This is a genomic window from Burkholderia sp. Ac-20344 (genome assembly GCF_017104975.1).
GTDB lineage: Bacteria > Pseudomonadota > Gammaproteobacteria > Burkholderiales > Burkholderiaceae > Burkholderia.
On sequence record NZ_JAAGPP010000381.1, the window covers coordinates 1 to 992 of the forward strand.

The 992-nt window shown below is 61.7% G+C and carries 1 protein-coding gene; it reads left to right on the forward strand.

All coding sequences use genetic code 11. The features are described from left to right. Window positions 1-104: 104 nt before the first annotated feature. On the forward strand, window positions 105-992 hold an 888-nt coding region (locus G3N64_RS39235; protein WP_205788913.1), incomplete at its 3' end, for a helix-turn-helix domain-containing protein.

A 992-nucleotide genomic window follows, 5' to 3' on the forward strand; every position in this document is an offset into this window, starting at 1 on the left:
TAATTATTTCTTGAAACTTCAATCTCCAGCTACGTAAAATCGGCAAGTGTCGCCTGAACTTGGCATGGCAACCCCACGTGAAGTGCCGCCCAAGGAGCAATCCATTGACGAAGCTGGTCTGCCCGGAGTTCGACGAGTTCGAGGCGGCGCTTTACGGCGTCCAGGGAAGATATGTCTTACGGTCCCGGCCACAGCGAGACTGGCAGCTCAAGGTGATCGACCTCGATGGCGTGGCGATCATGATGGGCCGGGAGGGCGCCTCCACTGCCTATTCGGGCGTCGGCATGGCCGACTACTTCAACATCTTCGTTCCGTTGAGTGCACAACAATGCACCATTGTCGATGGCCATGCCTTCGACGCCCGCACGGTCGGCTGGATGGCGCCCGATCAGATGTTCCACATCGTTGCGGAGCGGGCGGCAAGCTGGCTGACGGTGGCAATATCGGCGCCATTGGTCCTGCGCTGGGTCCACATGCACGTCGACGAGTTCGACGCCACACTCCTCTCCAACAATCTGGTCTGTACCGGTCGCAACGGCGTGCCGACGCTACTGGCAACGATTCGGCGCATCTTGCGCGTCGAGCGCGACGACCCGGATCAATTGCGCCATCCGGGCGCCTTGCTCGCAGCGCGCGCCGAGCTGATCGACCTCGTGTTTCGCGCCGTGCTGACGTTCGACGATGGCGCGGCCCATATCCGCCTCAAGCCGCGTCATCGGCAGATCCTGAGCAGGGCGCTGGGCTTCCTCAAGTGCGTGGGGGAAACGACGGTTCTTGTGGACGACCTCTGCGTGGCTGCCGATGCATCCGAACGCACGGTCCGCAACGTCTTTCATCGATACCTGGGCATGGGACCGCATCGCTACCTGGCGCTGTACCGCATGCATGCCATCCGCGCAGCCCTCTGCAATGCAATGCCGGGCGATACGGTATCCGCGATCTGCGGTCGATTCGGTGTCTGGGACTTTGGCCGGTTTGCCGCGCTCTATCGC